This window comes from Massilia jejuensis (assembly GCF_042656795.1).
Taxonomy (GTDB): Bacteria; Pseudomonadota; Gammaproteobacteria; order Burkholderiales; family Burkholderiaceae_D; genus Telluria; species Telluria jejuensis.
In genome coordinates, this window is the sequence record NZ_JBHSMS010000013.1 from 44100 (window position 1) to 68620 (window position 24521).

The 24521-nt window shown below is 66.8% G+C and carries 22 protein-coding genes; 12 read left to right on the top strand and 10 right to left on the bottom strand.

Annotated elements, in window-relative coordinates; translation table 11 throughout:
• Positions 1 to 1196 (top strand): formylglycine-generating enzyme family protein (locus tag ACFPOU_RS03355; RefSeq protein WP_379717203.1); only part of this gene is annotated, 1196 nt, incomplete at its 5' end.
• A 362-nt stretch (positions 1197 to 1558) separates the two neighbouring features.
• Here ACFPOU_RS03355 and ACFPOU_RS03360 read toward each other — a convergent pair.
• The gene (locus tag ACFPOU_RS03360; protein ID WP_379717205.1) at positions 1559 to 3043 is read right to left on the bottom strand and encodes an FHA domain-containing protein; all 1485 of its coding nucleotides are present in this window, start codon (positions 3041 to 3043) and stop codon (positions 1559 to 1561) included.
• Between the two features lie 116 nt (positions 3044 to 3159).
• Positions 3160 to 4113 carry a PP2C family protein-serine/threonine phosphatase gene (locus ACFPOU_RS03365; protein ID WP_379717207.1) on the bottom strand — a complete coding sequence of 318 codons (954 nt, stop codon included), beginning with the start codon at positions 4111 to 4113 and terminating at the stop codon, positions 3160 to 3162.
• An 84-nt stretch (positions 4114 to 4197) separates the two neighbouring features.
• Here ACFPOU_RS03365 and ACFPOU_RS03370 point away from each other — a divergent pair, with 84 nt between their 5' ends.
• Positions 4198 to 4656, top strand: a complete 459-nt coding sequence (locus ACFPOU_RS03370; RefSeq protein ID WP_379717209.1) for a GNAT family N-acetyltransferase — start codon at positions 4198 to 4200, stop codon at positions 4654 to 4656.
• A gap of 7 nt (positions 4657 to 4663) precedes the next feature.
• Here ACFPOU_RS03370 and ACFPOU_RS03375 read toward each other — a convergent pair whose 3' ends face one another.
• From ACFPOU_RS03375 to ACFPOU_RS03395, 5 genes are all read right to left on the bottom strand, one after another.
• Complete coding sequence (locus ACFPOU_RS03375) at positions 4664 to 5134, bottom strand: SH3 domain-containing protein (protein ID WP_379717211.1); 471 nt, start codon at positions 5132 to 5134, stop codon at positions 4664 to 4666.
• Between the two features lies 1 nt (position 5135).
• Entirely contained in the window at positions 5136 to 6710 is a 1575-nt protein-coding gene (locus tag ACFPOU_RS03380) for a hypothetical protein (RefSeq protein ID WP_379717213.1), read from the bottom strand.
• A complete protein-coding gene (locus tag ACFPOU_RS03385) occupies positions 6680 to 9013 on the bottom strand; it encodes an FtsW/RodA/SpoVE family cell cycle protein (protein WP_379717547.1) in 2334 nt (777 codons plus the stop codon). The genes ACFPOU_RS03380 and ACFPOU_RS03385 overlap by 31 nt, the downstream gene beginning before the upstream one ends.
• On the bottom strand, positions 9013 to 9969 hold the full coding sequence (locus tag ACFPOU_RS03390) for a protein kinase domain-containing protein (RefSeq protein WP_379717215.1): 957 nt from the start codon (positions 9967 to 9969) through the stop codon (positions 9013 to 9015). The genes ACFPOU_RS03385 and ACFPOU_RS03390 overlap by 1 nt, the downstream gene beginning before the upstream one ends.
• Before the next feature lie 352 nt (positions 9970 to 10321).
• Positions 10322 to 10819, bottom strand: a complete 498-nt coding sequence (locus tag ACFPOU_RS03395; RefSeq protein ID WP_379717217.1) for a hypothetical protein — start codon at positions 10817 to 10819, stop codon at positions 10322 to 10324.
• 284 nt (positions 10820 to 11103) lie between these two features.
• Here ACFPOU_RS03395 and ACFPOU_RS03400 point away from each other — a divergent pair, with 284 nt between their 5' ends.
• Positions 11104 to 12240: a metallophosphoesterase gene (locus tag ACFPOU_RS03400; RefSeq protein WP_379717219.1), complete on the top strand. Its 1137-nt coding sequence runs from the start codon at positions 11104 to 11106 to the stop codon at positions 12238 to 12240.
• 131 nt (positions 12241 to 12371) lie between these two features.
• A complete protein-coding gene (locus ACFPOU_RS03405; RefSeq protein ID WP_379717221.1) occupies positions 12372 to 13802 on the top strand; it encodes a M20/M25/M40 family metallo-hydrolase in 1431 nt (476 codons plus the stop codon).
• Between the two features lie 287 nt (positions 13803 to 14089).
• On the opposite strand, the gene ACFPOU_RS03410 is transcribed toward ACFPOU_RS03405, so the two are convergent.
• Positions 14090 to 14449 carry an Lcl C-terminal domain-containing protein gene (locus tag ACFPOU_RS03410; protein WP_379717223.1) on the bottom strand — a complete coding sequence of 120 codons (360 nt, stop codon included), beginning with the start codon at positions 14447 to 14449 and terminating at the stop codon, positions 14090 to 14092.
• 526 nt (positions 14450 to 14975) lie between these two features.
• On the opposite strand from ACFPOU_RS03410, the gene ACFPOU_RS03415 reads away from it, so the two are divergent.
• From ACFPOU_RS03415 to ACFPOU_RS03425, 3 genes are all read left to right on the top strand, one after another.
• Positions 14976 to 16508 carry a DUF1565 domain-containing protein gene (locus tag ACFPOU_RS03415; RefSeq protein ID WP_379717225.1) on the top strand — a complete coding sequence of 511 codons (1533 nt, stop codon included), beginning with the start codon at positions 14976 to 14978 and terminating at the stop codon, positions 16506 to 16508.
• Between the two features lie 409 nt (positions 16509 to 16917).
• Complete coding sequence (locus ACFPOU_RS03420) at positions 16918 to 18135, top strand: DUF1565 domain-containing protein (protein WP_379717227.1); 1218 nt, start codon at positions 16918 to 16920, stop codon at positions 18133 to 18135.
• Positions 18136 to 18446: 311 nt separating this feature from the next.
• A complete protein-coding gene (locus ACFPOU_RS03425) occupies positions 18447 to 18584 on the top strand; it encodes a hypothetical protein (RefSeq protein ID WP_379717229.1) in 138 nt (45 codons plus the stop codon).
• 9 nt (positions 18585 to 18593) lie between these two features.
• Here ACFPOU_RS03425 and ACFPOU_RS03430 read toward each other — a convergent pair whose 3' ends face one another.
• Entirely contained in the window at positions 18594 to 19283 is a 690-nt protein-coding gene (locus ACFPOU_RS03430; RefSeq protein WP_379717231.1) for an SOS response-associated peptidase, read from the bottom strand.
• A gap of 91 nt (positions 19284 to 19374) precedes the next feature.
• On the opposite strand from ACFPOU_RS03430, the gene ACFPOU_RS03435 reads away from it, so the two are divergent.
• The 3 genes from ACFPOU_RS03435 (at position 19375) to ACFPOU_RS03445 (ending at position 20759) form a co-directional block, all read left to right on the top strand.
• A complete protein-coding gene (locus tag ACFPOU_RS03435) occupies positions 19375 to 19779 on the top strand; it encodes a hypothetical protein (RefSeq protein ID WP_379717233.1) in 405 nt (134 codons plus the stop codon).
• A 10-nt stretch (positions 19780 to 19789) separates the two neighbouring features.
• Positions 19790 to 19987, top strand: a complete 198-nt coding sequence (locus ACFPOU_RS03440; protein WP_379717235.1) for a hypothetical protein — start codon at positions 19790 to 19792, stop codon at positions 19985 to 19987.
• Positions 19988 to 20207: 220 nt separating this feature from the next.
• Positions 20208 to 20759 (top strand): hypothetical protein, encoded by a 552-nt coding sequence (locus tag ACFPOU_RS03445; RefSeq protein ID WP_379717237.1) that lies wholly within the window; start codon positions 20208 to 20210, stop codon positions 20757 to 20759.
• A gap of 930 nt (positions 20760 to 21689) precedes the next feature.
• Here ACFPOU_RS03445 and ACFPOU_RS03450 read toward each other — a convergent pair.
• Positions 21690 to 22301 (bottom strand): hypothetical protein, encoded by a 612-nt coding sequence (locus tag ACFPOU_RS03450; RefSeq protein WP_379717239.1) that lies wholly within the window; start codon positions 22299 to 22301, stop codon positions 21690 to 21692.
• Positions 22302 to 22556: 255 nt separating this feature from the next.
• Between ACFPOU_RS03450 and ACFPOU_RS03455 the strand changes: the two genes are divergently transcribed.
• Positions 22557 to 24017: a pilus assembly protein TadG-related protein gene (locus ACFPOU_RS03455; protein ID WP_379717241.1), complete on the top strand. Its 1461-nt coding sequence runs from the start codon at positions 22557 to 22559 to the stop codon at positions 24015 to 24017.
• Complete coding sequence (locus tag ACFPOU_RS03460) at positions 24014 to 24520, top strand: TadE/TadG family type IV pilus assembly protein (RefSeq protein WP_379717243.1); 507 nt, start codon at positions 24014 to 24016, stop codon at positions 24518 to 24520. The genes ACFPOU_RS03455 and ACFPOU_RS03460 overlap by 4 nt, the downstream gene beginning before the upstream one ends.
• Position 24521: the final 1 nt, after the last annotated feature.

Below are 24521 nucleotides of genomic sequence, written 5' to 3' on the forward strand. Positions count from 1 at the left end.
CCGAAGCGCCTGCCGCCGCCGACAGCGCGCCCGCCGCCGCACCCGTGCCCGATCCGGCCGCGCGCGGCCTGGCCGCGGCGGCGGCGACGGCGGCCTGTCTCCACGCCCGGCAGCGCCTGCGCGAACAGCAAAAGCAGGAGCGCGCCGAAGCGGAAGTGGCGCGCCGCGCGCGCCGCGAAGCGTTGCGCGCGCAGCTGGCCGCGCGCCGCGACGAGGAAGCGGCGAAGACGCGCCAGGCCCAGGACGAGTCCCAGCGCAAGGCGCTGCACGCCAAGGCGGCCGCCGCTTACCTGGCCGAGCAGGAACGCGCCAAGACGCCGTCGGCGGCCGCGCCCGCGACCGCGCCGGCAACCGCGCCGGCCCTGCTGCGCGACCGCTTCGTCGACGGCGAGGGTGCCGGCCCGGAGCTGGTCGTGCTGCGCGCCGGCCGCTTCCAGATGGGTTCTCCGGAACACGAGCGCAAGATCGCGATGGCCTCCGGCGCGCAAGAGAACTGGCTGGCGCGCGAGACGCCCCAGCACTGGGTCGGCATCGAACGGCCCTTCGCCATCGGCCGCTATCCGGTGACGGTCGGCGAATGGCGCGTTTTTGCCGAGGCGACCGGCTGGCTGCCCGGCGCCGAGGTCGATTGGGCCGCGCCCGGCTTCCCGCAGACCGACCTGCATCCGGTGGTCGGCGTCACCTGGCACGACGCCCGCCGCTACGTGGACTGGCTCTCGGACCGCACCGGCCGCCGCTACCGCCTGCCGAGCGAAGCGGAATGGGAGTACGCCTGCCGCGCCGGCACCAAGACCGCCTTCAGCTTCGGCGACGCGATCGACACGCGCCTGGCCAACTACGACGGCAATTTCACCTGGAATGGCGGCCCGCGCGGCGAGTACCGGCGCGGCACCACGCCGGTCACGCAATTCGCGCCCAATCCCTGGGGCCTGCACGACATGCACGGCAATGTATGGGAATGGGTACAGGATGTCATGCACGACAGCTACGCAGGCGCCCCGGTCGACGGCAGCGCCTGGGAAGAGGGCGGCGAGCGCGCGCGCCGCATCCTGCGCGGTGGCTCCTGGCTGTACAACCCGCGCTACCTGCGCTCGGCGCTGAGGAACGGCTTTTCGGCGGTGATGGCGAACGATATCGTCGGCTTTCGCGTGGTGCGCGAGCTGCCCGAGGCCCCGGAAGCGGCCGACGTTTCCTGAAATTGATTTCCCAGACGTAGGGTGTGGAAGTCCGCCCGCGCGCGCGCTAAGCTGATGGCAGTCGAACGGTTCTTTTCTCGCACAGGAGGACGTGCCATGAAGATCCCGGAAGAGCTGCGCATCCCGGCTGTCGTGTTCGCCTTGCAGGCGATCCTGCTGGCCGGCTGCGGCCTGATTTTCCTCCTACTGATGCCGATGGGGCGTTAAGAACCTATCCCAGTAGGAAATGAGTCGTTGCTGACGCGCCTGACAAGGGGGGCTGCGTTGCTCGTCGTTGCGTGGCGCGCCGCGCGGCCTCGTCGCGCCTTGCTCCCGCTCGCCATGCATCGTCATCAACTTCCTCCTTCCTGCCGGGATAGGTTCTAAGCCCCCGCCAGATACCGCACATCCGCGGCGCGCACGCGGGCAGGCGGCGTGGCAGGCTCATCCTGGTATTCCGGATACGGCCGGGCGGCGAAGCGCGCCCCCTGTGGCCAGCCCGCCAGGCCGGCGCCGGCCAGCGCCGGCGTCAGCGCCGTCTGCTCGCCGCTGGCCGGGTCGAGATGCCAGAAGCCGCCATCGCGGTGGAACAGCAGCGGCAGGCCGAGCGCGCCCAGGCGTGGCGCGGCCGTCAGCGTGCGTTCCGGGTCCATCAGGTAGAACGCTTCGTGGGTCATGCCGGCGTCGAGCCGGTGCAGCAGGATTCCATTCGGCAGCAGCGCCGTCACTTCCAGGCTGACGACCCCGGGAATGCTGGCCGTCAGTTCGATGCGCATGCCGGGACGCAAGGCCACCGGCGCATGCTTGCCGGGCCAGGCGCCGTCGACCAGCACGCCGTAGCGTGACACGTCCTCGATTTCGTACCCCTCGCGCGCGCGCCGGATCAGCGCGTGGCGGCTGGAAATGCGGCGCGTCAGCCCATCGAGCGCGGGGCCCGATTCGCCATGGTGCATGAGGCGGATGTCGGCATCGGCCGCGCCCGGTTCGCCGCGGCCCAGCACGCACTCGTCGAGCGCGAACAGGCGCAGATAGCGCGCGCCGTGCTCACTGGACAAACCGGACGACCCGGACGACCCGGCCGCCACCAGGCAAGCCGAGCCGGTCGGGCAGGGATGGGCGGCGGCCTGGGACGGCACGTCGATTTCGAGCAGGTCTTCGTCCCAGGCGATGCTGGAAAAGCCGAGGTCGATCTTGCCGGCGCGTCCGTCGAGGTCGAGGTGGGCGATGCCGGCATTCGATGCGCGCACGTCGACGTCGAGGCGGCCGCCGCCGGTGCGGGCCTGGACGCGCGCGATCGAGGCGTCGTCGGCATGCACGCGCACGTTCTTGTGGGTGGCGAGGAAGGTCTGGTGGATCTCGTGCAGGCTGGCGTCGGCGCGCGGCGCCAGGACCAGCAGCGCGGCGACCCAGGTCCGGGCCGCCGCCGCCGGCGTTTCGGCGCGGCTGTGCAGCTCGACCTCGATGCGGTACTGGCCATGTTCCAGCTTACGCGAGGAAAATTCGAGGAAGACCGGTAGCCACTCGCCGCGCACGGTGCGGGTAAAGACGTGGCGCTCGCCATTGTCGAGCAGCAGGCGCGAACTGGCGAGCAGGGTGACTTGTGCGGCGCAGTCCGCCGGCATGCCGCGCAGCGCGAGTTTCAGCACCTGGCGTCCGCCCGCCGCGCGCGGATCGAAGCCGCTCACGTGCAGGTGCGGGCGCACGGCGGCCTCGGGCGCGGCGACGGCAACCCCGGCCGTCGCCATCTCGCCGGGGATGCAAGCCGGCGCAAGCGCCGCCGGCTGGACATGGCCATGCGCGCAGGCGGCCTCGCCTGGCATCACCCAGACGGTGCAATGCGGATGATCGGGATGGCTGCAACGGTTCATGGAATAAGCCTCGTGGACCGGGACAGCTTACGCGGATCGGCCCGGCCGTGGCGCGCGGCTGCGGCCGGCTTTATATTGACTTAATACATTATTTCATATTTCAGGGCAACAGTCGTTCAGGCCGGCTGAGGCAGCGCCGTCTCGTCGCGGCCGGCGCTCGCCAGCCGGAACACGATGGCCGTCAGGTTATCGGGCTGCACGCCCACCGGCGGCCGTTGCGCCATCTCCGCGAACAGCGCCTCCAGGCAGCCGGCCGCATCCCGTCCCGCGAACAGGCGCGGCCAGCGCGCGACGAACTCGGCCGGATCGCTGCTGGACCAGAAGCCGTCGGTCGCCAGCAGATAGGTCGCATCCGGGCGCAGCACCAGCGCGCGGCGGTCGGCCAGCGCGCGCAGCCAGGGCGGCAGCACGGCAGGCTCCAGGCCGACCAGCGCGTCGTCGAGGCGGGCCGGGTCGAACAGGGTATTGCCGAGGATAAAGGCCTGGGCGATCTGCGGCGCGTGGCTGCCATGCACCTGCCGCCACCAGCCGTCTTCATCGAGCAGCCCGGCGATTGCCAGCACGGTGGCCGGTACGTGGTCGACCGTCAGCGGCCGCGCGCCGCCCGGCGTGATTTCATACAGGCGCGAATCGCCCGCATGCCAGAGCAGCGCACTGCCGTCCGGCGGCAGTTCCAGCATCGTCAGCGTGGTGCCGGGACGCGGGCCGGGTTCGTGCAGGCCGTCGAATCGTTGCTGGAGCCGATGGTGCAGGCGGTCGAGGTGCAGGCCCAGGCTGGCGAGGTCGGCGCAGGCGGGGATCGCCAGCAGGCCGGCGGCGACGGCTTCGGCAGCTTCACGCCCGTGGCCGTGGCCGCCCATGCCGTCCATGACGGCCAGGCGCAGGTGGCCCCGCGGCCAGCCGTCGACGTGCACCGACTGCGCCGCGCCGCCCAGCAGGAAGCGCGCCTGGCCGCCCGCATCGATGGTCAGGTAATTGTCCTGGTTTTCGGACCGCAGCACGGGTCCGGCACCGATCCTGCTGTCCGCCGCCAGCTCCAGCCGGCCGCCGTACATCGCGCTCTCAAGCATCCTGCTCCTCGCATCGTCATCGGCGCGCCCGCGCCGCGTGCATATCGTATGCTATGTCATCGCCATCGAACAGCGCGGCACGCCATGCTGATCCGCCCCTTCGTCGCTTCCGACCTGGTTCCCTGCGCGCGCCTGCTGCGCGCCAGCGCCAGCGAGTTCATCGTCCACGCGTCGCCGCGCGAGGCCGCCTCCACCTTCCTGCGCGAGAACGACGAGGCGGGCTTGCGCGGCTCCCTGGCGGCCGGCCACGTCTACCATGTCGCCGCCGACGAGGCAGGGCCGGCGGGCTTCATCGCCATTCGCGGCAACAGCCACGTGGTCCACCTGTTCGTCGACAAGCGCTGGCACCGCCAGGGACTGGCGCGGCGCCTGTGGGAGCGCGCGCGCGCCACCGCCGTGGCACGCGGGGGCGATGGCGCCTTTACCGTCGATGCCTCGAACCATGCCGTGCCGGTGTACGCCGCCTTCGGCTTCGCGCCGACCGCGCCGACCCGGTGCAGCAAGGGCCTGTACTTCACGCCGATGCGCTTCGTGCCCGGGTGAATCGCCGTTACTGCCCGCGTTCTTCCGCGCGGCGCAGCCAGAGGCTGCTGGCCCAGCCATCGACGCGCCGGCCGCCGGCCGCGTGGCTCACCTGCCACCAGTCGCCGTCGCGCCGTCCGGTCGCCCGCACCACCGATCCCGCCGGCAGCACCAGCACGCGGCGCGCACCCACGCCGTGCCCGGCGCGCAGGTTGAGGGCGTCGGCAACGCGGTAGCGCTGCCCGGCCAGCGGAGCCGGCCCGGGCGCCGGCGGCGCGGCCGTGGATGCGGCCGCGGCCGCCGCCGGCGGCGCCAGCCACCACCACAGCGCGCCGCCGATGAGGCTGGTTCCCAGCACCAGCACCGCCAGCGCGCGCGCGTTCGGCCGGCGCCACCAGGCCTGCGGCGTGCAGCGCGCCGCCAGCACCAGGGTGGCCAGCAGCGCGGCGCCGAAGCAGGCCGGGGCGATCAGGGCCGGCGCCATCGGGACCGGAAACATCTCAGCCCTCGACGCGCAGCACGTAGTGGCCTGCCACGATGTGGTGCCCAAGCGGCATCAGGTAGGGCGCGTCCGGCGTCGCCGTCTCGATCGCGGCCACGAAGGCGAGGCGCTCGTCGAGGTGGTACAGGGCCTGGGTCGCCGACTCGCGCGTGATGCGGTAACCGTCCGGGCCGGCTTCGAAACCGAAGGCATTGCGCGACAGACCCAGGCGGTCCGCGCCGCCGGCGTCGGCGCCGTCGGCGCCGCGCAGGCAGGTGGCGGCGTCGAGCACGCGCAGGTTGGCCAGCATCGGTGCGGCACGTCCGAAGACATGGCGCGTGCCGCCGATGACCGGCATGGCTTGCGGCTGCGGCAGGCAAACGATGGCGCTGTAGCGCTCGGCCATCCGGGCTGCGGGCGCCAGCACGCGCACGTCGACGCCGTCGAGCGGCGCGAAGCGGTTCGGCACGGCGATGCGCTGGCGGCCGTCGGAAGTGACCGCGTACACGGCGTCGCCGGCGTCGAGCGCGAAGCCGAGCAGGGCGCCGGGCGTCAGCGCGCCGGCCGACAGGTCGCGCGCGATGCCGAACTCGATGGCGGCGGCACCGGTGTCGCGGTAGCGCGACAGGCGCGGCAGGGCCAGCGCGGCCAGGCTGACGCGCTGGCGCATCACCGGCGCATAGGTCGCATCCTGGACGCTGGGCGGCGCGGCGTCCGGCGCGGCGGCGCGGTGCAGGACCGGGGCCGCGGTCAGGTCGGCGTCGTCGAGCGCGGGCGCCCGGGTTTTCCAGACGGCGGGTGCGCGCACGGGGCAGGGCGCGCTCATGGCGGCCTGCGTCGCGTCCAGCGTGGCAGCCGCCTGCGGCTGGCTGGCCGCGATCTTCAACAGCAGGCGCGGCGGCGTGGCCGAACTCGCGCAGGCGCGGGCGCGGATCGTGTAGTAGCCGCTCGCAGGGTCGAAACTGCATTCGAAGGCGTCCTTCGGACGCACCTGCACTTCGAGCGGGGTATCGGGGCCGTCGTTGATGAGGAGGATGCTGGCGTCCTGCGCGAACGGCCAGCCGGGCACGGCGTGGGTCGCGCTGGCGGCGTCCATGCCGAGCACCGTCAGGCGCTGGTTCGGATACACCGGGCAGATCGGCTGCCAGATCGCGCTGTCGCGCGAGACCGCGACCGTGTACAGCACTTGCTCGTCCGGCGCCGGCAGGTAGACCGCATGGCCGAACTTGACTTCGACCTGGCCCGGCGCGAGATCGTTCGAGCCGAGCACGTGGTAACGCACGTCGTCCGGTCCGAGCAGGTCGCCGAAGTCCTTCTGGTGCAGCGCCTGCAGGGTCTGGGCCAGGTCGCGCACGCGCGCGCCGCGGGTCAGGTGGCGGTCGTCGTCGACCTCGTCCTGCGGCAGCACCAGGGTGACATGGGAAAAACAGCGGGTGGCGGCGCGCCCGCGCTGCTCGCGCGGAGCGCGCTCGAGCAGGTCGCGCAGGAAGGGCCGGCGCGCGAGCAGGGCCAGGCCGGGCGCCTGCCACAGGGCCTCGGCATTGAAGACGTCGCTGACGCGGTTCAGGGTTTCGTGTTGGACGTAGACCGGCATGGTGGATTCTCCTCGATGGTTGGCGCGGCTGGGCTACCCAGAACAAGCAGGGGGAAGATGAAAAACAGCAGGTGCGAGCCGCCGGCGGACAGGAAACTCATCGGCTGGCCCATGACGGGAAAGAAGGCGAGGTTCGTCCCCCAGGACAGCAGGAAGTGGCCGAACACGAAGGCGGCGCCGCCGCAGAGCACGAAGCAGCGAAAGCGCCCGAGCCAGGCCTGGCGGTAGTCGCGCGCCCGGCTGCCGTCCTGCCAGGCGCGCCAGGCGGCGTGCAGCAGCGCGCCCAGGAACAGCGCCTGCAGCGCCCACAGCATCAATCCCGCGATCAAGCCGTGCCGTCCCAGCAGGAAGGAAGGCGCGAAATCGTCCTGGACGGCCGGAATGGCGAGCGCATCGAGGGCGCCGCCGCCCAGCGCCGCCAGGCCGAGCAGGCCGTCGGCGCCGAACCAGCCGCCATGCGCGATCGCCTGCGCGCCCAGCAGCAGTTGCTGTCCGGTGTGCGGGTGCGCGGCCGGGTCGAGCCAGACGCCGAAGCGCTCGCCGTAGAACTGCCACTGCGCCACGTCGACCGGCGCGGCGCCGCGCACCATGGCCAGGCCCAGCAGGCAGCCGGCGGCCAGCAGCGCGACCAGCAGCGCGGGCGCGGCTTTGCGCGCCGCGCACGACCAGGCCAGCAGCATGGCCGCGGCCCAGACCAGCAGCAGGATCAGGGGCGAATAATCGTCGACCTGCACCAGGGCCACCGCCAGCAGCACGATGAACAGCAGGGCGGGCGAGGCCAGGCGCAGCCAGCGCAGGGGCGCGCTGGCGCGGCCGTCGCCCGCGCCCAGGCCCAGCGCCACGCAGTGGGCGGTAAGGACGCTCAGGGCCAGCTTGGCGAATTCCACCGGCTGCAGGTCGAACACGCCGGTCTCGTTGCCCCAGACAACTTGCAGCAGCAGTGCCGCCAGCGCCGCGCCGGCCAGCACCAGCAAGAGCAGTTCGACGCGCGCCTGGCGCGGCGCCTGGCCAGGCGCGAGCAGCATGGCGATGCCGGCCAGGCCGAGTCCCAGCGTGCTGGCGGCGGCGGTTTTCTGGAAGTGGCGCAGCCAGGAGGTGTCCGCCGCCCCGATGCCGAGCTCGAGTTGCAGCAAGAGGCCGGCGGCGAGCAGCACGACGCCGGCCGTCATCACGGGGGAAGCGCGGCGCGCGGCCAGCGTGTACCAGAGCGCGGCCCAGGACAGCAGCAGGGTCGGCGCCACGCCCGGCGCCTGGCCGGCGCGCTGGAGCAGCAGCAGGCCGAGCCCGGCGCCGGCAAGCGCGCAGGCGGCGCCGATCCGGATGGGGGCCGAACGCGCCGTCCGTCGCCGGCGCGCGAAGCAGGCGGCCAGGAGGCCGGCAAGGGCGGCGCCGGCCAGCCACCAGGAGGCGGCCGCCGGCCAGGCCCAGGCGTCGCGCCGCTCCCAGCGCCAGCGCACGCCTTGCGGCAGCGCGCTGCGCGCCTCGGCGAACAGCGCGACGCGCTGCCTGGGCTGCAGGCGCAGGACGTCGCCCTCGATGCGCGCCAGCATGCGGGTGCGGCCGACGCCGATGGCCGTGACCTGCGTCAGTGCCTGCTCGGCCAGCGCCAGGTCGCGCGGCACGCCGTTTTCCATGACCAGCAGGGGCGCGCGCTCGGGGCCGGTGGCGGCGCTCAGTACCGCCACCCCATCCTCGAAGACGATCTGCGCGCTGCCGGACGCCGCGCCGGCGTTGCCGAGCTGGGTGCCGCAGGAGAGGTTGCCGCCCATGCGCAGCGCCCGCGCGACGCCGAGCGCCGGCGGCGCCCAGCGGTTCCACAGGCCGAGCAGGCGCGCGCCGGGCCCGGCGCCGGGACAGGCGGCGAGCACTTCGCCGTCGCGGCGCACGCGCGCGCCATCGTATTCCCAGGCGTGCGCGCCGTCGCCAAAGGTGAGCGCGCCGGCATCGGCGGCGCTGACGCGGTAATGGGTCGCGCCCAGCTGGAACTGCTGGCCGGCCCTGAGGACGCGCGCGCCGCCGCGCAGGCGCTCGGGGCCGCGCTCGAAGCGCAATCCCTGCACGCCGTCGGCACTGGCGGCATACCAGGCACCGGCGCCATCGCGGCGCAGGCGCAGGTGGGTGGTGCCGGCCTGGGGCGCGGCCAGTTCGGCGCGGCCGAGCACCATCTCGGCGCCGCGCGGCAGGGACAGGTCGATCGCGGCCGGCAGCCAGGCGGGCGCCGTGCGCAGCAAGGCCAGTGCCTGCAGGGCGCACAGCAGCGCCAGCACGGCGGCGGCGAGGCTCTTCCAGCCGATGGCGCGCATCACGCGGCCCTCCGTGCGGCCCGGCCCTGGGCGGCGGCGATCAGGCGGCTGATCGCCAGCGCGTGCGGCGGGCGGTCCTGCGCGCGGGGCGCGAGCAGGACGCGCAGCAGCGCCAGCGCCGCCGAAGCATCGCCTTCGCCGCAGGCGCAGTCGAAAAAGCGCGCCGCTTCGTCCGGCGCCAGGATCGGCGGCAGGGCGTCGCGCGGCCGGCCGGCGGCGGGGCCGTGGGCGCGGAAGGCGTCGCCGCAGGCGCTGCCGTAGCGCAGGGTGGCGCCGTCGGTGACGAGGTAATAGAAGAGGGCGCCGAGGGCGAAATAATCGGTGCGCGGTTCGGTCAGGTAAGCGAGGGGCGCGTCCGGCAGGGCGGGGAAGAACTGCTCGGGCGCCTGCCAGCTCGCAGTGCCCAGGTAGGAATGGGCGCCACTGTCGGCCAGGCTGCGGCTGGTGCCGAAGTCGGCCAGCTTCAGGCTGTCGGTGGCGGCGTCGACCAGCAGGTTGGCCGGCTTGAGGTCGAGATGGCGCCAGCCGTGCTGGTGCATCCTGGCCAGCGCCGCGTTGACCTGTGCGAGCCAGGCCAGCGCGCGCGCCAGGCCGGTGCGGCCGCCGGCGGCAGTCCTGGCCGCCATGTTGGCCGCCAGGTCGCCGTCGAGCAGTTCGAGCGCCATCGCGGGCAGGCCGTCGTGCATGCCATGGTCGAGCAGGCGCACGATATGGCGCGCATCCCAGGGGGCGAGCTGCGACAGGAAAGCGATTTCACGCGCGGCGCAGTCGCGCCAGCGTGCGCGCAGGGCGGGTTCGGCGCAGTCCATCCGGTCGCGGTTGACGAGCTTGAGCGCGGCCGCGCCGAAGCCGGCGCGTTCGGCGCGCCAGACCAGACCGTAGCTCGAGCCCGCCAGCTGCTCGCACAGCCGGTAGTGGCCCCCGCCCAGCGTCACGATGTCGCCGCATTCCATCATGTCCCCCCCGGATGAACGCGGTCCCGATGCCGCTGCCTGGAGCTAGCGGGGGGAAGCGGAAACGGACCGCAGGCTCGGGACGAACAACGCGCTGTTCGCGTTCAATGTCAACCGCATCGGGCGCCGCGCGCCGCCCTCGGCACGTCCTGCGCCGTTCCGATGCGCTCGCCGGCGCCGCGTCAGCCGGACAGCTGCCTGGACAAGTGCTGGAACGGACCTCCCTGCATGGGTTGCGCGGCGCTGGCGTCGCCGTGCCTGGATTTGCGCAGTCCAGGATGCTTCGGCAGTCGATCCGGAGCGCGCAAAAAAAAAGCGCGTCCGAAGACGCGCCTGTTTGCAAGACAGGGGCCTGTCAGCGGCGATAACGCTCGTAGTAGCCATCGTGATCGCGGTCGCGGTAGCCGTCGCGGTAGCCGTCCCGGTAACCGTCGTGGTCGCGGTAGCGGCGGCCGTCGCGCTCCCAGCCGCGGTCGTAGGCGGCGTGGTGGTAACCGTGCTGACGCCGCACGCGCTGCTCGACGTAAACGACGGTCGGCTCGCGGTAATAGTGCGGCTGCTCGTAATAGACCTGGCGCGGCTGGTGATACACCGGCGCCGGCTGATAATAACCGGTCGAGGCGTAGCCGCGGTTATCGTAGTGGCGGCCACCGTGGCCGCCGATCGAATGGCCGACCGCCGCGCCGAGGACGCCGCCGACCAGCGCGCCGCTACCGCCGCCCGCGGCGCCGCCAACAGCTGCCCCGAGCAGGGCGCCGACCGCGAGATTCGTTCCACGGTCGCCGGCGAATGCCGAGGGCGAGACGGCGACAGCGGCCAGGATCACCGCACCAAAGCATTTTTTGTTCAACATGGCTGTTCCTTTGCTGCCTCAACGAGGATCGACATGATCGCTGCGACGCCGGGCATGGAACGGACTATAGTGGCGCGCGTCGCCGCTGGCACGTGCTTATACAGATTTTTACAACTGTTCCGTTCCTGTTAACATTACTTCGGCAAGCCTTGCAGATCGGCCACTGCTCCCCATCTGAGAACTTATCGAGGAACAAAGGCCACCTTGCACCGCTTCCGGGCCGGTGAGCCAATATCTACTCAGTTCCGGTCGACCAATCTGCTTCACCTTGCGCCCGAGTCCCCATGTCCGCACGCCGTAACCTGGCCGTATTCCTTTCCCTGCTGGTCCTGCTGCACGCCTACATCGGCTTGCGCCTGCTGCCCGACCTCGGCGTGGGCCTGCCCGGAATGCTGGGCGGCACAGTCCTTTTGCTGGTCTCGACCGTGCTGGTGCCGGTCGGTTTGCTCTCGTCCTCGCTGCGGCGCCGGCGCCGGTCGGAACGGCTGGCCTGGGCCGGCCTGCTGGCCATGGGCCTGTTTTCCTCGCTGATCGTGCTGACCTTCGTGCGCGACCTGGTGCTGCTGGCGGCGCTGGCGACCGGCCTCGGCAGCGCCGAACTGGACTATTACAGCGCGCCGGCCGTGCCCTTGCTGGCGCTGGCGGTCACCCTCGTCGGCTTCTTCAACGCCCGGCGCGTGGCGCGGGTGGTGAAGGTGGACGTGCCGATCGACGGCTTGCCGGCGGCGCTGCACGGCTACGCCATCGCGCAGATATCGGACATCCACGTCGGCCCCACCATCAAGCGTCCGTATCTGGACGCGATCGTCAACCGCGTCAACGGCCTCGGCGCCGATGCGATCGCGGTCACCGGCGACCTGGTGGACGGCAGTGTGCAGCGCCTCTCGGCCCATACCCAGCCGCTGGCCCGGCTGGCGGCTCCCGACGGCGCCTTCTTTGTCACCGGCAACCACGAATACTATTCGGGCGCCGAGGAGTGGATCGTGGAATTGCGCCGTCTCGGGCTGACAGTGCTGCTCAACGAGCACGTGGTGCGCGTGCGCGGCGGAGCCTCGCTGATGATCGCGGGCGTGGCCGATTTTTCGGCCCACCATTTCAATCCGGCCCACCGCAGCGATCCGGTGGCCGCCGCCGCCGGCGCGCCGCGCGGGCTGGCGGTCCGCATCCTGCTGGCGCACCAGCCCCGTAGCGCGACGGCCGCGTCCGCCGCCGGCTTCGACTTGCAGCTATCGGGCCATACCCACGGCGGCCAGTTCTTCCCATGGAATCTGTTCGTGCCGCTGCAGCAGCCGTTCGTGGCCGGCCTGCACCGGGTGCGCCGGCTCTGGGTCTACACCAGCCGCGGTACCGGCTATTGGGGACCGCCGAAGCGCTTCGGGGCGCCATCGGAAATCACGCTGCTGCGGCTTGTACCGGCCTGAGCCGGGGAAAGGATGGCGGCGGGGGGGTATGTGGCCCGGGTAGGTGGCCCGGGTAGGTGGCCCTGTAAGGACAGCAAAAAGTTGCCGGATGCGCTATCGTTCTCCTCCTCTCCACTCGAAGGATCGAACGCATGAACCGTCTCCGCCAGCCCACCCTCGGCCTTCTTGCCGCAGCCCTGTTCGCCGGCGCAGCCCACGGCGCCAGCCCCGGCAACGATCCGGCCGCCCTGGCGAAGATCCGCGACACCGCGCTGCAAAGCGATTACGCATGGGAACGCCTGGCGGACATGACCGACCTGATCGGACCGCGCCTGTCCGGTTCACCTGGCGCGGCGGCGGCCGTGACCCAGGTGGCCGAGGCCATGCGCGGGCTGGGCGCGAAGGTGACGCTGCAGCCGGTGAAGGTGCCGCACTGGGTGCGCGGGCTGGAGACGGGCGAACTCGTCGATTACCAGGGCCGCCCGGCGGCGGTGACCCAGCGCGTGGTGCTGAGCGCGCTCGGCGGTTCCGGCGCCACCCCGGCCGCCGGCCTGGTGGCGCCGGTGCTGGTGGTGTCGAACTTCGAGGAATTGAAGGCGCAGTCGGCCAGGGTAAAGGGCAGCATCGTGCTGTTCGACGTGCCTTTCGACCAGGACATGGCCAACCGCGGCCTGGCCGGCCAGGCTTACGGCCAGGGTTCGAACTACCGGACCAACGGTCCGCGCATGGCGGCCGAACTGGGTGCGGCCGCGGCGCTGGTACGTTCGGTGGGCGGCGCCACCTACCGCCTGCCGCATACCGGCGCCACCAACCTCCAGGACGGAGCGCGCATCCCGGCCGCGGCCGTCACGGTCGAGGATGCCATGCTGATGAGCCGCCTGGCCAAGCGCGGCCCGCTGCGCATGCGCCTGGTGCTGACGCCCCAGATCCGGCCGGACGCCGACAGCTTCAACGTCATCGCCGACTTGCCGGGCACGGACAAGGCCGACGAAATCGTGATCGTCTCGGGTCATCTCGATTCCTGGGACCTGGCCACCGGCGCCCACGACGACGCCTCGGGCGTGGCCAGCGCGATGGCCGTGTTCGAGACCTTGAAGAAGCTCGACTACCGGCCACGCCGCACGATCAGGATGATCGCCTGGATGAACGAAGAAAACGGCACGCGCGGCGCGCGCACCTATCTCGAGGCAAACACGGCGAATGCGGCCAATCACGTCGGCGCCATCGAAAGCGACAATGGGGCAGGGCGTCCATTCGGCCTGCGCGCCAGCGTACCGGCGACCTCGACGCGCCTGTTCGCGCCGCTCCAGGCGGCCCTGCAGCCTATCGGCGCCGGCGTATTCCAGCGCCAGGATGCGCTCTCGACGGGCGACCTGTCCGGCCTCGAACGCGCCGGCGTGCCCAGTTTCGCGCCGCTGATCGACACCTCCACCTATTTCGATTACCACCATACGCCGGCCGACACGCTCGACAAGGTCGACCCAGGCAACCTGCGCCGCCACGTGGCGCTGATGGCGGCCACGACCTGGTTCCTGGCCAATGTCGAGGAACCGATCGGGCGCGCCAGCGTGCCGCCGCGTTAAGAAGCGTCTACCTGCACGCAATGCGGCCGGCGCCACGGCGGCGTTGCAGGCAGGCGCAGGCGCATGGTGCGAGGCTGCCGCCACGCCGGTAGCGCGGTGCGGTACGCCCGTGTCCTCGCTGCAGGTGCGCGATCGGCAGCCCTCACTTCGCCATTGAAGAACGACCGCGAGGGCGGACGAGCGCGGCGCAAACGCAGCGCGCACAGCCGGGGCGCGACCCTGCGGCGGTGCCGCATCGCCCCTTCCACCATGCGCCATGCCACGCGCGGCCACCCCGGTTACTTTGCCTATTCGATCGGCACGCGACGTACGGCGCGTGCATGGCCGCGAAATGGCCGTCCGTACACGGTCTGGATGCCACTGGCGAAGTTCTCGCCCCAGACCAGTTGCGAGCGTGTCTCGTGAGGTTCGGAAGACCAATACCATTCGCGCTCGAATTGCTCGCGCAGGTTCGCGAACAGCAGCGACAATTCGCGCCGGTTCGGCAATTCGCCGCCCTGGGCCGCCGTCCACTCGAGCGCGCCGGGCCAGCCGACATCGGCCGCATCGCCAGGCAGGAGGATCAGGTGGTGGTCGGGTTCGCCGCCTTTGCCAAGGATGACGCCGGCGTAGTGTTCGCCTTCCTTCAGCGTGTCTCGTAGTTGCATATAAATGCCCATCGGTGTCCTCGCGCACGGTCGCAGTTGATATCGGTTCATGTATGACAACGCTGGTTTGGCTTTGGTTGCCGCTTCGAACACGATATGGATCATGGTTCTGTTCGATTTCAAGCGAGACAGGCGACCGTGCTATTTCATGGGCCGGGAAAATTTTCTAGACAAAATATTTAAATAGGTAAGTTTTCTTGAAACGAAGGCTGCCCGGTCAGTTTCGCTTTAGAAAATTTGCCCATGAATGAACAGGTGGGCGGCACCCCGTCCATCGCCGCGGCATGTTCTTCTCGAGTGAGGGAAAGCCATTCACCCGCCGCTGGGAAGCGTGCGGTTTTTTACGCTGGTCGGACCGACGCGCCAGCTTGCCAGCGGCCAGAAGCGATCGGAAATTTAAGTTCCTTCAAAATAATTACATTTGCAGGAATGATATTCAAAAGAAATATTTCCGTTAAGTCGTTGAACTTGGGCAGTTTCCTACACTCAAACTTGGGCATTCACTCAATAGATTAGGAACTTCCGCATGAAAAAGAACGTCACTGTCGCTAGCCAGAACCGCTCGAACTCGATCGCACATGCCACTGCGTCCGCAATGATTGTGCTGTGCGCCGCCTCCAGCGCCCACGCCCATACCGCCGACCGCGCCGCCGGGCCGGCTTACGAGTCTGCCCATCGCGGCTCCAGCGAAGCCGAACGCTCCTCCTCGGCCCGCCAGGTGATTGCCTTGTACCAGACCCTGTTGAACCGCGCTCCGGACCGCGACAGCCTGGTCTACTGGGTGCGCTTGATGTCGCGCGGTATGACGATCGCGCAAGTCGAAGCGCGCCTCAAGCAGACCGACGAGTACCGCAACCGCGTGGCGCCCGCCCCGACCCCTGCACCGGCCCCCGCACCGGTCCCTGCACCTGCACCGGCCCCTGCACCCGCACCAGAACCGGTGCCGGCTCCCGTGCCAGATCCTGCACCGGCGCCGGTGCCGCCCGCGGCGCCAATCGCCACGCCTAGCACCCCCAACAATTTCTACGTATCGCCGAGCGGTTCGGACAGTGCCGCCGGCACCAAGGAAGCGCCGTTCAAGACCCTGGCACGCGCCGCCAAGGCGGCCGTCAAGCCGGGCACGACCGTGTTCGTCGCGCCAGGTACCTATGACGGCGGCTTCAAGACCACCGGCAGCGGCACGGCAAGCAGCCGCATCTACTGGGTCTCGACCACGCAATGGGGCGCCAAGATCGTTCCACCCGCGAACTCGAGCAACAAGACCGCCTGGGACAACCGCGGCAATTACGTGAGCATCGTCGGCTTCGAAATCGATGGCAGCAAGATTCGCGGCGGTACCAAGTGGACGCTCGGCATCTACACCGGCGGCTCGTACAACGTCATCGAAGGCAACCGCGTCCACCACACCGCCAACACGATTCCCTGCAGCAGCGCCGGCGGTTCGGCCATCGGCGTCGACAGCTATTACAAGGGCGTGATGGGCGACGTCATCGGCAACGTCGTGCACGACATCGGCCCGGCCGGCTGCGCCTATGTCCAGGGCATTTATCACAGCACCTCGGGCTCGATCAAGAACAACGTCGTCTACCGCGTCGGCTCGGCCGCGATCCACCTCTGGCACGATGCGACCGATCTGAAGATCGTCAATAACACGGTAAGCGCCTCGAACTTCGGCATCATCGTCGGCGGTGGTGACTACTACTTCAGTTCGGCAGGCGCGAACAACGTGCATGTCTACAACAACATCGTGTACGACAACAAATACGGTATCTCGGAGCAGGGCAAGACCGGCACCGGCAACACCTACAAGAACAACCTGGTCTACAAGAATACGACCTACGACTGGCAATTGCGCAATGGCTTGAAACATACCGGCACCATCGCCTCGGATCCGCTGCTGGCCGGCTATTCGCGCACCGAGGCAATGCCCAATTTCAAGCCAAGCGCCAGCTCGCCGGTGATCGGCCGCGGTATCGAGACCTATGCCCATCCGACCGACATCGACGGCAAGCCACGCAATGCCACCACCGGTTTCGACATCGGCGCTTACCAGCAATGAGAACCTGGCCAGCAAGAATGTGTCCTTGCTGAGGCGCCGGTCAAGCGGACGCGGCGTTTCTCGTCCGCGCATGGCTCGCCTGGGGTATGCTCGCGCCGTGCTCCCGCTTGCCATGCAAGGTCATCCATATGCGTCCTCCTGGCGGGACGCGTTCTGAGCCATACGCGCCATTCCTGAGTGTTCCCATTTTCATCACCCGCGTCCGCAAGGTACGCGGGTTTTTTACGTCTGCTGACTTATCGAAACAGCTACCAGGCAGACTAGAAAATTTTTTATTAAGTGTTTCTAATCATAAACATTGTTTATAACAATAATACTTAAAAGAAATTTTTTTTGGAAAACATTGAACTTAGGAAGTTTCCACAGCTCAAAGGTACGTAATCACTTTTTTTGTCAGGGAAACTTTTACATGAAAATGCAAGCCATCAACGCAGTCCTCCGCCACGCCGCCATCCTCCTGATCGGTGCCATCGCAACGACTGGGGCCAACGCGCAGACCTCGGCATCGGTTACCCTGACGGGTTACGACAGCCTGAGCACCACGCCGGGTACGATGAGCTCGGCTACCCTGCCGGCCACGACCTACAACTACTATGTCTCGCCGACCGGTTCGGACACCGCTGCGGGCACCAAAGCCGCGCCATTCAGGACACTGGCACGCGCCGCCAAGGCCGCCATCCGGCCGAGCACCACGGTCTTCGTTGCACCGGGTACCTATGCCGGCGGCATCAAGACCGCCGGCAACGGCACCGCCACTGGCCGCATCTACTGGATCTCGACTACGAAGTGGGGCGCCAAGATCGTGCCACCGGCAAACTCGGTCAACAAGACGGCCTGGGATAACCGCGGCCACTATGTCAGCATCGTCGGCTTCGAAGTCGACGGCAGCAAGATCGGCAGCGGTACCAAGTGGACGCTCGGCATCTATACCGGCGGCTCGTACAACGTCATCGAAGGCAACCGCGTCCACCACACCGCCAACACGATTCCCTGCAGCAGCGCCGGCGGTTCGGCCATCGGCGTCGACAGCTATTACAAGGGCGTGATGGGCGACGTCATCGGCAACGTCGTGCACGACATCGGCCCGGCCGGCTGCGCCTATGTCCAGGGCATTTATCACAGCACCTCGGGCTCGATCAAGAACAACGTCGTCTACCGCATCGGCTCGGCCGCGATCCACCTCTGGCACGATGCGACCAACCTGAAGATCGTCAACAACACGGTGAGCGCCTCGAACTTCGGCATCATCGTCGGCGGCGGCGACTTTTACTTCACCACGGCAGGCGCGAACAACGTGCATGTCTACAACAACATCGTGTACGACAACAAATACGGTATTTCGGAGCAGGGCAAGACCGGCACCGGCAACATGTACAAGAACAACCTGGTCTACAAGAACACGACCTACAACTGGCAATTGCGCAACGGCCTGAGGCACACGGGCACGCTGACCACCGAACCGCTGCTGGTCGGTTACTCGCGTACCGCAGCATTGCCGAACTTCCGTCCTAGCATCAGCTCGCCGGTCATCGGGCGCGGTATCGCGACCTATGCCCATCCGACCGACATCGACGGCAAACCACGCAATGCCACTACCGGCTTCGATGTCGGCGCTTATCAGCATTGATCGGCACTGATCGGGACTGATCAGCATTCGCCGGCCCGCCAGCGAAAACCCGCCGCCGCGAGGCGCGCGGGTTTTCGTTATCCACACTCCCTATCCGTCCGCTTGACGCCGGCATACGTTGTTGGCGAACCTCAGTCCGTAGCGGAAATGTAGCGTATTGAACTGGCGCACACACATATTGCAAATTGGTATTGAACAATACACTGCTTGGTATAGAATAAATTTTCGTATGTTCGCGGGTCGGGGCTGAGGTCCGGATCGATCTCATGGGTATCGTAGGGGCAAATATGCAACAGGATGCGAAGCAAGATATGAGCAGCAACGGCGGCCGTCCGCGCCGGCATCTCGCCAAGCAGGCAGTCGAACGCGGCCAACGCATGCGCAGCCGTGCCGGCGTGCTGATCGGAATGTCGCTGGGATTGGTGGCGCTGCTGACGGTGCTCGAATAAACCCTGCTATTACGGCATCGGCAGCGCCATTCGCGGGCTGTCGACGTCCGCACGGTTCACTTCCGGCGTGACCTTGAACCACTCGAAGGCTTCCGGAGGGAGCGCTGCCTGGCGCGCCAGTTCCAGTGCCTGTTCCGGGCTGAGGCCGGGATCGAGCCAGAGCGCTGCATCGGCCGCCTCGAGCACGACCGGGCGGCGGTCGTGGATATCGAGCATGCCGTCGGCTGCGGCGTCGGTAACGAGTACGAAGCCGGCTTCGGCGCGGTGATCGGTGAAGGTGCCGAAGTTGGCCAGCGCCAGCATGAACAGCGGCGCGCGGTCCTTGCGATGGATGTGCCAGGGCTGCTTTTTCCCCTTTTCGCCCGTCCACTCGTACCAGCCGTCGGCCGGCACGATGGCGCGGCCGTTCTTCAACAGCCGGCTCCAGTAGCGGTTGGTCAGCTTGTCGAGGCGGGCATTGATGGAAATCGGCAGCTTATCCTCAGCCCATTTCGCGCGGTAACTCCAAAAGACATCGTCGATGCGGCGTTCTCCGTTCGCGATGTGCATGACGGGACGATACGTCCCGGGCGGCACGTTGAAGGCGGGCGTGGATTCACTGTCGTACACGGCATCGGCCCAGCCGAAGACGCTTGCATAGAATCGTGCCGTTTGGCTTTGGTCAAATCGTCCACACATGGAAAACATGGTACTGCACATTGCGGGCCGCACGATTGGCGCGGAAGCGCCGCGCGCCCTGGGCCCGCGGTGGTGTTATCCTGTACAAATGACAAGTCAAGGAGGGTAGGACATGGCGGCAGCCTGGCTGAAAGTACTGAAATCGGTTCCGTGGGGCGAAGTGATCCAGGCCGCGCCGCAAGTGGCAAATAGCGCGCGCAGGCTGTGGGACACGGTGGGGCGCAAGGGCGCGCCGATGCCGAACACGGATCTCGACGAAGCGGTGGCACACATGCCGCTCGACGATGGGCTGGCGATGCTGGCGGCGCAAGTCGAACAGCAGGAGGTCGCGTTGGCGCAACTGCATGGACAGGTGCGTGAAGCTTCGAAGGTCATCACGGAACTGGCCGACCAGAACGCCCAGCTGATCGCGAAACTGCAAGCCGCGCGCGAACGCCTGACCGTGATCGGTGTCGTCGCTGCGTTTTCCGGGGTCGTGGCACTCATTTCCCTGGCGCTGGTATTGGCGCGCACCTGACGGCAGCGGCATGAAATTTGTCCTGGTCCTGTTTTCCGCCTTTATCTTCATTGCGATGCTGATGAACGCCGGGCGCAAGCGCGGCATGCTCAGCAAGGACGCCGACAAGGCCGTCACCGGCCTGGCGGTCGCTATGCGCTATTTCCTGTACGGCTTGCTCGCCGTGGGTGCGGCTGCCTGTGCCGTCCTGATCTACCAGGGCAGCTAGCGGCGCGTCCGCTCCCCGACACTTCCGCTTTCCCGACCGCAAGGGCAAACATGTCCATCAGCTGCTTCGAGGGCAAGTCAGCGAGTAAGGTCAATGGGTGGGGCGTCACGATCGGCTGCCCGTCCGAGCTTCACGCGCTTGGAACAGCCTGCGGGTCATCAAACCGCAATCGGACCCGCAGCACTGGTCCGATGATCAGCACTGCCTATTGGGAGCGTCGATGAAAGTGATGTTGGCCCTGCTGCTTTCATCGGTTTGCGAGGTCGTGTCGGCAGAACCGCTGTTCTACCTCCTGGTCCTGCGCCATACGGGCGATGCTGTCCTCCACGCGAATAGCCAGCGTGTCTTGCAAGAAGCAGCGCTGCCGTACGTCGTTGTCGATACCACGGCGATGCAGTGCTGTTTTCACATCGGTCCGAAGCCGGACACGCGCAAGTTGCCCGTCAGGTTCAACGAAGACACGCGCCTGTCGGTATCGGAAGAGGGGGCGGCAACTTTCCAGTTCGCGGGGCACATGAGCAGGGCGCCGGCAGATGTGGGCGGCGCCGTCGACGCGCTGGCGCTCGGCCTCGTAGGGATGACCTCGGTCGCGGCGAAAGGCGAGCGAACCTATGAGATCGCGGTGCGCGGCAGCGCCGGCCCCGTGATTGTCAGGCACTGTCTCGGTGCCGAAGGCCTCAACTTCCGCCTGTACCGGCACGCAGGGGACCGTCAGCCTTACGCGACCTACTATTACGCGCTCGGTCATGACACCGAGCCAGATTGCCAGTGAGGCCGATCAGCGACCGGGTACCCTGGGGCGAAGGGGAGCGATGCTGACGGCGGATGGACGAGGCCCTTTGTCCGATCAGCGGCAAAACCCTGTCCGCTTGCGGTGCTTGCGGTGCTTGCAGTGCTCGCACTGCGGCGCACCCGCCGCCTTGCAGCGCATCCGGTTCTGTTTGCCAAAATTCACATTTATTTCCGGTCGAGTACTTAGCAGTTGCATCACCGTCTGGATACGGTAGAGCAGGGGCGCAGTGTCGGCTCAGGTCGGGCTGTTCAAGTTGTTTCGCTTCATGGTCATTTGTCCGCGGCTGACGCAACGCGTGGTTGCTTAGCCGGTATGTTCCCCCTATGGTCGACTGATCGGCGTTCAGACGCACGGATCCGACCTCGTTTTCTTCAAAATGGTTTTGGCCAACCTCCCGTGCCCACGATCGATGCCGCGACTGGCGGCGACAGTGATTGCAACGCGCGCATCGATGGCGGCGCCCGAACCGCCAGCAGGCTTGCCATCCCCTTCAGCGAGGATAAATCGGTCAGCGTCCGTTCCGGCATGCGCGCCAGCTGCTGTCCGGCCTGTTCGACTGCATCTGCGCCACACTGGGTGCGGCACTGGCGCCGATGCTGTTGGGCTTCATGACCGGCCCGATGATGGAAGAATACCTGCGCCGCGCCCTGCTGCTTTCGCGCACCGACCCGGTGGTGTTCATCGAGCGTCGGATCGACGCAACGATGCTGGGCCCGGCCGTGGCCGTCATGGTGGTATGGCCGGCAGATTGGGCGGAAATTGGGAGCTTGAGTCGAACAGCGGGGGGCGCCGCGATGAGTTCTGCCCGCACTCCTTGCCGCAACGGGCGCCCGGCGGAGTCAGCCACGCGAACCCCGGCCGCCCACACAGGGGTACATGCACCCCCCGCAAAGCTGCGGTGGAGCTTGCTCAATGAATCGGGAGCGGCACGTGCACATCCATGTCGGATTTATCGGTGAGGCGAGGCTCGCAGATGCGGTACCCACGATCAAGTGACGCCAGTACCAGAATGTGCATGAACATCGCGGTGACATACAGCACCCACGCGGCCAGCATGAAGTACAGGGAATGTATCGGTCTACCGTAGATAACGATCCATGCGACGGCGCCAGCAAGGGTAGTCACCGACGACGCCACAAACCGAGCACGGCACACCGGGATCTTCGTCCAAGGTAGAAGATACGTTAGTGCCGCGACCATCGCAACAAGCAGTACGGAACCTGCAGAAGCCAGGACGCCAATGAAAGCACCGGTCGCGAGTAGCAGCAAGTACCATTCCAGGGCACGGGGGCGAAGCGATGGCATGCCAGCCCTGGTCGCGGACCAGTGCAGTCGCGCTCGAAATAACGCGAGTCCCGATAAGGTGATTCCTGGAAGGCCGAGAAAAACGTGAAGGCGCCAGGAGCCATGCTTCTGCGCCGCTCCAACTTGGGCGAGCACCAGTCCGAGTGCGGCGTAGAAGAATGTTGGAAATAAGCTGTTTGCGGCAAATCGCCTGCTCTTCTCGTCAATAATCCGCATAAATTCTCATCGCCGGTCAGTCGCTGGTTCCCTGATAGGGCACCACGTCGACTCTGGAGCAGTTATGTCTTGTAGGCAACGCGAGATTTGCTCCGGATTGAGAGTGATCAATATTCACAAGCTAGGGTAAACCCACCCTGATTAGCCCCGGTACAGCCATGTTGCGCATCCTCAACGTATCCACTGTGCAAACCTCTATGATTCTTATCTGCAAGTTGCCGCGATACATGTCTGGGTCATAAGGAGGGACGGTCCGTGCCCATCGAAACAGTAATGCAGACACGATTTTCCACCCGGCAACGTGAGAGAATGCGGCGGAAAGGATCGGAATACGGGGCCATTGCCATCATGACCCCGTTTGTCATCATCATCATGATCAGTATGTTCGGGATGGCTCTTGACCTCAGCCGCAGCTACAATCGGAAAGCGGAACTGCAAAAAGCCGCCGATGCCGCCGCTCTGGCGGCGGCCTCTAGCTTGGATGGTACCTCGGCGGGTATCGACAGGGCGGTGATCGAGGCTGAGCAAACTGCGGAATATTCCACCTTCGCGTATAACACCGATAGTGTTTCCTGGTCCCGCGGCGCGCTTACTTTTGGTACGAGCGCCGATGGTGGTCCGGGCAGCTGGGTGGACGCGACCACGGCAAAAGCCAGCCCCTCGAAGATTTTTTTTGCTCGGGTCGACACATCGGCCTTCGATCCCAAGCATGGGAGAGTCGTGAACTTCCTCATGCCTATCCTATCATCGGCCCTGGCGGAGTCGAATGTGACGGCCACTGCGGTGGCTGGCCGGGACTCGATCAACGTATTGCCGCTCGCAATCTGCGCGAACGCCAATACGGGTGCAGCCGCTCTCCCATCAGGGGAACTCGTGGAGTACGGCTTCAGGCGAGGAGTCAGCTACAACCTGATGAACCTGAACCCTATAGGTCGCTCTCCTGAAAATTTCCTTGTTAATCCAGTCGCCCCTCCAGGCACGGTTGGAACGACAATGAAGAATAGGCTGGACATTGTCGCGCCATTTATCTGCACGGGAACGATGGCAATGTCCACATTGCAGGGTGGTGAGGTCACGGTCGAGCGGGGTTTCCCAATCGACTCGCTCTACGAGTACCTTAACTCCCGGTTCGGTAAGTACACCCTCCCATGTCGGGCGTCTACGGCACCGGCGGATCAGAACGTCACAAGCTTTGATCTTGCCAACACAAAGTGGATGAAAGATACGCCCGACGGTCTCTCTGCCAACCCATTAACGGACCCGGCAGACCCGCTGCTGACGGTAGCGGAAAAGGGACCCGCCCCGGCCAAGACCGCTTATGGGCCCTTGTGGTCGTATGCAAAAGCTGTCAAGTATTCATCCTACACTGCTAACAAAGGCGTGGAACCTGCAGCCGGCTATTCCACATTTAGCGCTACGGTTACAGATTGGGGTCTGCTCTACACGCCAGCGCCTGAGCCAAGTTCTTACCCCAGCGCAACCCCATATCAGTCAGGCGGCGGGTCGGCAAAGTACAAGGTTTACCGCAACACCCGAGTGCTTCAAGTGCCGCTTTTGCAGTGCTCGGCTTCCACAGCAATTAGCACGACAGCGAGCGTGCTTGGGATTGCGAAGTTCTTTATGACCGTCCCCGCCACTTCCTCCGCCCTTTATGCTGAGTTCGCCGGGATGAACACCGAGAGTGCTCTAGGCGGTCATGTGAGGCTTTACAAATGAGACGAGCACGCAAGATAACTGGGCAGCAGTATGGACGCGGATCGATCGCAGTCGAGGCGGCGATCGTGCTTCCTATCCTGGTGCTGTTTTTTGGGTTGCCGTCAATCCTCCTGGCTTTTTATTTCCGCCAATATACGGCCGTGCAGAAAGCCACGCACGACGCTGCGATCTACCTTGCGACAGCGCCAAGACTGGAAATGACCACTACGGGGCCGGACGGCAACTTTGCTGCCCTCACTGTGGCGAAGAAGATTGTTGAGAAGGAGCTGGCCGGCATCGTCCCGGACGGCGTCTCCGTGACTCCATACGTTTCATGCATGTACCGGGTGGGAAACACTACGCAGATGAATGCATGTACGTCGCAGATATTCAAAGTCGAAACCAATACATTGTTTCGTTTAGACGTAGCGATCAACGTACCTTATATTAATCCGCTCACCGGCCGCGAAGTCGACGCATGGTATATGTCAGTCGTTGCGCCGGTACGCTACTTAGGGAAATGAC

Excerpts from the sequence above, each read along its gene's own strand:
- ACFPOU_RS03405 (WP_379717221.1), top strand. The coding sequence starts at position 12,372 with ATGAACCGTCTCCGCCAGCCCACCCTCGGCCTTCTTGCCGCAGCCCTG.
- ACFPOU_RS03445 (WP_379717237.1), top strand. The coding sequence starts at position 20,208 with ATGAAAGTGATGTTGGCCCTGCTGCTTTCATCGGTTTGCGAGGTCGTG.
- ACFPOU_RS03425 (WP_379717229.1), top strand. The coding sequence starts at position 18,447 with ATGAGCAGCAACGGCGGCCGTCCGCGCCGGCATCTCGCCAAGCAGGCA.
- ACFPOU_RS03415 (WP_379717225.1), top strand. The coding sequence starts at position 14,976 with ATGAAAAAGAACGTCACTGTCGCTAGCCAGAACCGCTCGAACTCGATC.
- ACFPOU_RS03385 (WP_379717547.1), bottom strand. The coding sequence starts at position 9,013 with ATGCGCGCCATCGGCTGGAAGAGCCTCGCCGCCGCCGTGCTGGCGCTG.
- ACFPOU_RS03395 (WP_379717217.1), bottom strand. The coding sequence starts at position 10,819 with ATGTTGAACAAAAAATGCTTTGGTGCGGTGATCCTGGCCGCTGTCGCC.
- ACFPOU_RS03380 (WP_379717213.1), bottom strand. The coding sequence starts at position 6,710 with ATGCCGGTCTACGTCCAACACGAAACCCTGAACCGCGTCAGCGACGTC.
- ACFPOU_RS03440 (WP_379717235.1), top strand. The coding sequence starts at position 19,790 with ATGAAATTTGTCCTGGTCCTGTTTTCCGCCTTTATCTTCATTGCGATG.
- ACFPOU_RS03390 (WP_379717215.1), bottom strand. The coding sequence starts at position 9,969 with ATGATGGAATGCGGCGACATCGTGACGCTGGGCGGGGGCCACTACCGG.
- ACFPOU_RS03375 (WP_379717211.1), bottom strand. The coding sequence starts at position 5,134 with ATGTTTCCGGTCCCGATGGCGCCGGCCCTGATCGCCCCGGCCTGCTTC.
- ACFPOU_RS03430 (WP_379717231.1), bottom strand. The coding sequence starts at position 19,283 with ATGTGCAGTACCATGTTTTCCATGTGTGGACGATTTGACCAAAGCCAA.
- ACFPOU_RS03370 (WP_379717209.1), top strand. The coding sequence starts at position 4,198 with ATGCTGATCCGCCCCTTCGTCGCTTCCGACCTGGTTCCCTGCGCGCGC.
- ACFPOU_RS03460 (WP_379717243.1), top strand. The coding sequence starts at position 24,014 with ATGAGACGAGCACGCAAGATAACTGGGCAGCAGTATGGACGCGGATCG.
- ACFPOU_RS03450 (WP_379717239.1), bottom strand. The coding sequence starts at position 22,301 with ATGCGGATTATTGACGAGAAGAGCAGGCGATTTGCCGCAAACAGCTTA.
- ACFPOU_RS03420 (WP_379717227.1), top strand. The coding sequence starts at position 16,918 with ATGAAAATGCAAGCCATCAACGCAGTCCTCCGCCACGCCGCCATCCTC.
- ACFPOU_RS03360 (WP_379717205.1), bottom strand. The coding sequence starts at position 3,043 with ATGAACCGTTGCAGCCATCCCGATCATCCGCATTGCACCGTCTGGGTG.
- ACFPOU_RS03410 (WP_379717223.1), bottom strand. The coding sequence starts at position 14,449 with ATGCAACTACGAGACACGCTGAAGGAAGGCGAACACTACGCCGGCGTC.
- ACFPOU_RS03365 (WP_379717207.1), bottom strand. The coding sequence starts at position 4,113 with ATGCTTGAGAGCGCGATGTACGGCGGCCGGCTGGAGCTGGCGGCGGAC.
- ACFPOU_RS03435 (WP_379717233.1), top strand. The coding sequence starts at position 19,375 with ATGGCGGCAGCCTGGCTGAAAGTACTGAAATCGGTTCCGTGGGGCGAA.
- ACFPOU_RS03400 (WP_379717219.1), top strand. The coding sequence starts at position 11,104 with ATGTCCGCACGCCGTAACCTGGCCGTATTCCTTTCCCTGCTGGTCCTG.